Here is a 5,064-nt window from a genome sequence, read left to right as displayed (position 1 = left end):
TTGACAAGCTAACATATGCGGCAAATCTTGCAAACGTAGCCCCTGTAGAGAATGCGCCCGGATATACTTTCGAGCAGGCGGATATATGCGATCGCGCAGCCCTCGACCGCGTTTTCGAAACACACCGCCCTGACATTGTCATGCACCTTGCGGCCGAAAGCCACGTGGACCGTTCAATTGATGGCCCCGCAGCTTTTGTCGAAACCAACATTACCGGCACCTATTCATTGCTTGAGGCTTCGCGCGCATTTTGGACTGATGCCGGGCGACCGGACACCTTTCGCTTCCACCATATTTCGACCGACGAGGTGTTCGGCAGCCTTGGTGCGACGGGCCAATTCAAAGAAACCACACCTTACGACCCACGCAGCCCCTATTCAGCCTCGAAAGCTGCGTCAGATCATCTTGTGCGGGCATGGCACGAAACCTACGGCCTGCCAGTGGTCCTGTCGAACTGCTCGAATAACTATGGCCCGTTTCATTTCCCCGAAAAGCTCGTCCCCGTGGTCATCCTGAACGCGCTGCACAAAAAGCGAATTCCGCTTTATGGCGACGGACAGAACGTGCGAGACTGGCTGTTCGTAGAGGATCACGCCGACGCCCTTATGACAGTTGCCACGAAGGGCGAAAACGGCCGAAGTTATAATATCGGCGGCGAGGCCGAGGCTACCAACTTAGAAATTGTTCGGATGATTTGCGCGCTTTTGGACGCGCGACGCCCAAGCAGCGTACCGAATGAAACTCTGATCACCTTTGTTGATGACCGCCCGGGGCATGATCTGCGATACGCAATTGATCCGTCGCGTATTCGCGACGAACTTGGATGGCAACCGTCCGTCACCCTAGAACAGGGGCTTGCCCGCACAGTCGACTGGTATCTTGCCAATGAAGACTGGTGGCGCCCACTTCTTGAACGTCAGGCCCTCGGACAACGCCTGGGGACAGCAGATTGAAGGTCGCTCTTTTTGGCCAGACGGGACAGGTCGCAACAGAAGTCCGACGCCGTTCGCCGGACGGTGTAAACGTTGTTGCGATTGGCCGCGATCGCGCGGATTTCTCGTCGCCCGAAATGGTCGCAGCCACCGTGTCTTCTCTTAATGCGGACGTGATCATAAACGCCGTTGCTTACACCGCGGTCGACAAAGCCGAACGCGAACCTGACACAGCAGACCTCGTCAATCACCTTTCCGTCGCCGCCCTTGCTGATGCCGCAACAATGCGTCAAATCCCATTGGTCCACATTTCCACCGACTACGTTTTCGACGGTTCAGGTCGCAACGCCTGGCAACCCGGTGCACCAAAAGCACCCTTGGGGGTATACGGCGTCACAAAGCTGGCCGGCGAGGAAGCCATCCGTTCCAGCGGCGGCGCGCATGTAATTTTACGCACGTCCTGGGTGTTCAGTGCACAAGGGGCTAACTTCGTCAAAACCATGCTCCGGCTTGGAACAGAACGCGATCAACTCTCGGTCGTCTCGGACCAAATCGGGGGTCCAACGCCAGCCTCTGCGATTGCCGACGCCGTGTTTGCGATCAGTCGCGCGCTAACTGAAGGTCAACCGGGCGGAACGTATCACTTCAGCGGAACGCCGGAGGTTAGCTGGGCGATCTTTGCGCGCGAAATCTTTCAACAGTCGGATCTCAATGTTGACGTCACTGATATTCTTACCGCAGACTACCCCACGCCTGCAAAGCGCCCCTTGAATTCACGGCTTGATTGCGAAAGCCTGACCCACGACTTCGGTATTCGACGCCCGGACTGGCGCAACGAATTGGCAAATGTGTTGAAGGACCTTGGTGCGACATGACCAAACGTAAGGGCATTATCCTCGCCGGTGGCTCGGGAACACGACTTTATCCAATCACGCTTGGCGTATCGAAGCAGCTTCTTCCGATCTACGACAAGCCGATGATTTACTATCCACTTAGCGTGTTGATGCTTGCAGAGATCCAAGAGATCGCGATCATAACCACGCCAGAAGATCAGGTTCAGTTTCAACGACTTATGGGTGACGGATCACGTTGGGGGCTGGATCTCACGTGGATCACGCAACCATCTCCGGATGGCCTCGCGCAGGCCTATTTATTGACGCGAAACTTCTTGGACGGCGCGCCATCCGCGATGGTTCTTGGCGACAATATCTTCTTTGGCCACGCACTTCCGGACATTTTGAAGCGCGCCGATGAGAAGACCAACGGTGGCACAGTATTCGGCTACCGCGTTGCCGACCCCGAACGCTACGGTGTGCTTGATTTCGATGGCGAAAGGGTTCGTGGCATCATTGAAAAGCCGTCCACCCCCCCTTCCAACTACGCTGTCACGGGGCTCTATTTCTTGGATGGAAGCGCCCCCGAGCGGGCCGCAAAAGTCAAACCGTCCCCCCGTGGTGAACTCGAGATCACCACCCTCCTCGAGTCTTACCTCGACGACGATATCTTGTCTGTCGAGCGGATGGGCCGTGGCTATGCCTGGTTAGACACCGGCACCCATGCATCTCTTTTGGATGCTGGAAACTTCGTGCGCACCTTGCAAGAGCGGCAAGGCCTTCAGACCGGCTCACCCGAAGAGATCGCATTCGAAAACGGCTGGATCACCCGCGATGACCTCTTGAACATCGCAAAACCGCTCGGAAAGAACGCCTATGGCGGTTACCTGCGCGGGCTCGCGGATGCCTAAACCTACGCCAAAATTCTTCGATTTTGGGCCTTGGTATCGACACGGTTTCGATATCTAACGCCCAAAAGGTTAAAGGATTGAGTTAATGCGTATTGCAATGATTGGCGCAGGGTACGTGGGCTTGGTATCTGCTGTCTGTTTTTCGGACTTCGGCCACGATGTCATATGCGTAGATAAAGACCCTTCAAAAATCGATCGGCTGAATGCGGGCGAGGTTCCAATCTACGAACCGGGGCTTGATGCGCTTCTTGCAAAAAACGTCGCGGCAGGCCGACTTCAGTTCACGCATGATTTGCCCGCGGCTCTCGAAGCGGCCGATGCCGTGTTTATCGCAGTAGGAACACCAACGCGCAGGGGCGACGGTCACGCTGACCTTAGCTATGTTTATGCCGCCGCTGAAGAAGTCGCGGCAGTTGCCAAAAACTACATGGTAATCGTTACGAAATCGACAGTGCCTATCGGTACCAATCGCGAGATCGGTCGGATCGTGGCTCGGACCAATCCCGACTTGGACTTCGACGTAGCCTCCAATCCAGAGTTTCTGCGCGAAGGGGCTGCTATAGATGACTTCATGCGCCCTGACCGCGTTGTAGTGGGTGTTGAAACCGAGCGTGCCGCAAATGTTATGGCCGAGATATACAGACCGCTTTTCCTGCGCGACTTTCCAATCATTCGAACGGATCTGGAAAGTGCCGAGATGATAAAATACGCGGCCAACGCGTTTTTGGCGACAAAGATCACCTTCATCAACGAAGTGGCTGCTTTGTGCGAAAAGGTCGGAGCAGACGTGAAAGAAGTCTCGAAAGGCATCGGCTTGGATGGTCGCATCGGCAACAAATTTCTGCACGCCGGTCCGGGATATGGTGGGTCGTGTTTTCCAAAGGATACCAAAGCCTTTGCCCGAATTGGTCAAGACGCCTCAAGCCCGATGACCATTGTAGAGTCGGTCATAGCAGTGAACGAACGCGTAAAGCAGCGAATGGTCGGCAAGATGCTTGACCTGTGTGATGGCTCGTTCGCAGATAAAAAGATTCTCGTTTTGGGTGTTACATTCAAACCAAATACGGACGACATGCGCGATGCGCCCGCACTTACTATACTTCCATCTGTTACCGCCGCCGGCGCCGAGGTGCTTGTGGTGGACCCTCAGGGTCGGCGTGAAGGTGAAGCTTTGATGCCAGACGTGATCTGGACGGAAGACTTGTACGCCGCTGCGGAAGGCGCCGACCTGATCGTCATTTTAACTGAGTGGAATGAGTTCCGCGCCCTTGATCTTCAAAGGATCGCGACCGCGATGCGGGCTTCGCGCATGGCAGATCTTCGAAATGTCTACACTGCACAGGATGCCAGAGCCGCTGGCTTTGAGGCTTATGCATCGGTCGGGAGCCATTCTTACATCCAAGACTAGGTGCTGACGCGGTCAGTAGGAGTAGCCGTATCCGTCATCCAGGAAGCGGCATTTGTTCAAGATAACACCGGCAACATTTGTGTATTGCGATACCTCGCGCTCGACTTCATCGACCTGTGCCACAGACGTTGAATCACTGGCAGCGACGATCAACGCAGCATCCACAAGCTTCAGAAACGCGCGCGTTTCATCGCTCACGAGTACCGGAGGCAGGTCGAAAAGCATGACGTCTGGCTGATACGTATCCTGAATATTATCAAGCATCTCGGTCGTTCGCTGCTTTGAAAGAAGCTGCGACGGATCGCGCAAGGGGCGGTTGGTCATTGAGACAATCGTATTCGGGTGCAGACGAACCGCTTGCTCCTCAAACGGAACCTTTCCCTCCAGAACATCGACAAGCCCAGCCTCAGGTTTTGCGCCAAAGAATTTGGCCACCGACGGGCGACGCAGATCAAAGTCAAAGAGCATCCCCCGCACCTCGGGCTGACGCCCGAAACCCGCAATCAGGTTGCACGCGGTAGTTGTTTTCCCCGACCCGGCAACAGCCGAGGTGATCGCGATCCGCGTCCAGTTATTGCGGCGCATCTCCAAAAGAAGCTTGGTGCGCAGAATATCAAAATGCGCGCCCTCAGCAGACGCGTCCGCTGCAAATATTCGTGATTGTTGCAGGCGCCGCGACGTTGGCTCAAAAAGGGGAACCGCTCCCCATACCGAGTCAATCGCTTCGGTTTCTGCCACTTTCAGCGATTTAGCGCGTGCAGAAAGCTCCGGCCTTGTTGCGCGCGTAACCGGTTCGCCCTCGCGCTGTGCGCGTGCCTTGGCCAGTGCTGCCTGAAGTTTTTCCATATCGTGTACCCAAGCCGCCCGCGTTAAAGACCAAATCTTCCCAAGACCCGATCTACGATCAGATCAAGCGGAAGATAAAATGTGTGAACTACCCAAAGGCCGATAGGAATGCCTATCGCAAGCCCGGCAATTAG

5 protein-coding genes are annotated in these 5,064 nt (G+C 55.4%); 4 read left to right on the top strand and 1 reads right to left on the bottom strand.

Going from position 1 to position 5,064, the window contains the following annotated elements; all coding sequences use genetic code 11:
* From rfbB to AC221Y_RS20170, 4 genes are all read left to right on the top strand, one after another.
* Positions 1 to 953: dTDP-glucose 4,6-dehydratase (gene rfbB / locus AC221Y_RS20185; RefSeq protein ID WP_486708187.1), on the top strand; the 953-nt coding region annotated here is incomplete at its 5' end.
* Entirely contained in the window at positions 950 to 1,807 is an 858-nt protein-coding gene (gene rfbD, locus AC221Y_RS20180) for a dTDP-4-dehydrorhamnose reductase (protein WP_486708186.1), read from the top strand. The genes rfbB and rfbD, both read left to right, overlap by 4 nt.
* Positions 1,804 to 2,676 carry a glucose-1-phosphate thymidylyltransferase RfbA gene (gene rfbA / locus AC221Y_RS20175; protein ID WP_486708185.1) on the top strand — a complete coding sequence of 291 codons (873 nt, stop codon included), beginning with the start codon at positions 1,804 to 1,806 and terminating at the stop codon, positions 2,674 to 2,676. The genes rfbD and rfbA overlap by 4 nt, the downstream gene beginning before the upstream one ends.
* Before the next feature lie 85 nt (positions 2,677 to 2,761).
* On the top strand, positions 2,762 to 4,084 hold the full coding sequence (locus tag AC221Y_RS20170; protein ID WP_486708184.1) for a UDP-glucose dehydrogenase family protein: 1,323 nt from the start codon (positions 2,762 to 2,764) through the stop codon (positions 4,082 to 4,084).
* Between the two features lie 12 nt (positions 4,085 to 4,096).
* On the opposite strand, the gene AC221Y_RS20165 is transcribed toward AC221Y_RS20170, so the two are convergent.
* Complete coding sequence (locus AC221Y_RS20165) at positions 4,097 to 4,930, bottom strand: tyrosine-protein kinase family protein (RefSeq protein ID WP_486708183.1); 834 nt, start codon at positions 4,928 to 4,930, stop codon at positions 4,097 to 4,099.
* Positions 4,931 to 5,064: the final 134 nt, after the last annotated feature.

This window comes from Boseongicola sp., assembly GCF_057460485.1.
Note: the sequence above shows the minus strand (reverse complement) of the source record. Positions and strands in the feature narration are given on the sequence as shown.

What these genes read in the sequence shown, in the direction of transcription:
- AC221Y_RS20165 (WP_486708183.1), bottom strand. Translation starts at nt 4,930, where the DNA reads ATGGAAAAACTTCAGGCAGCACTGGCCAAGGCACGCGCACAGCGCGAG.
- AC221Y_RS20170 (WP_486708184.1), top strand. Translation starts at nt 2,762, where the DNA reads ATGCGTATTGCAATGATTGGCGCAGGGTACGTGGGCTTGGTATCTGCT.
- rfbA (WP_486708185.1), top strand. Translation starts at nt 1,804, where the DNA reads ATGACCAAACGTAAGGGCATTATCCTCGCCGGTGGCTCGGGAACACGA.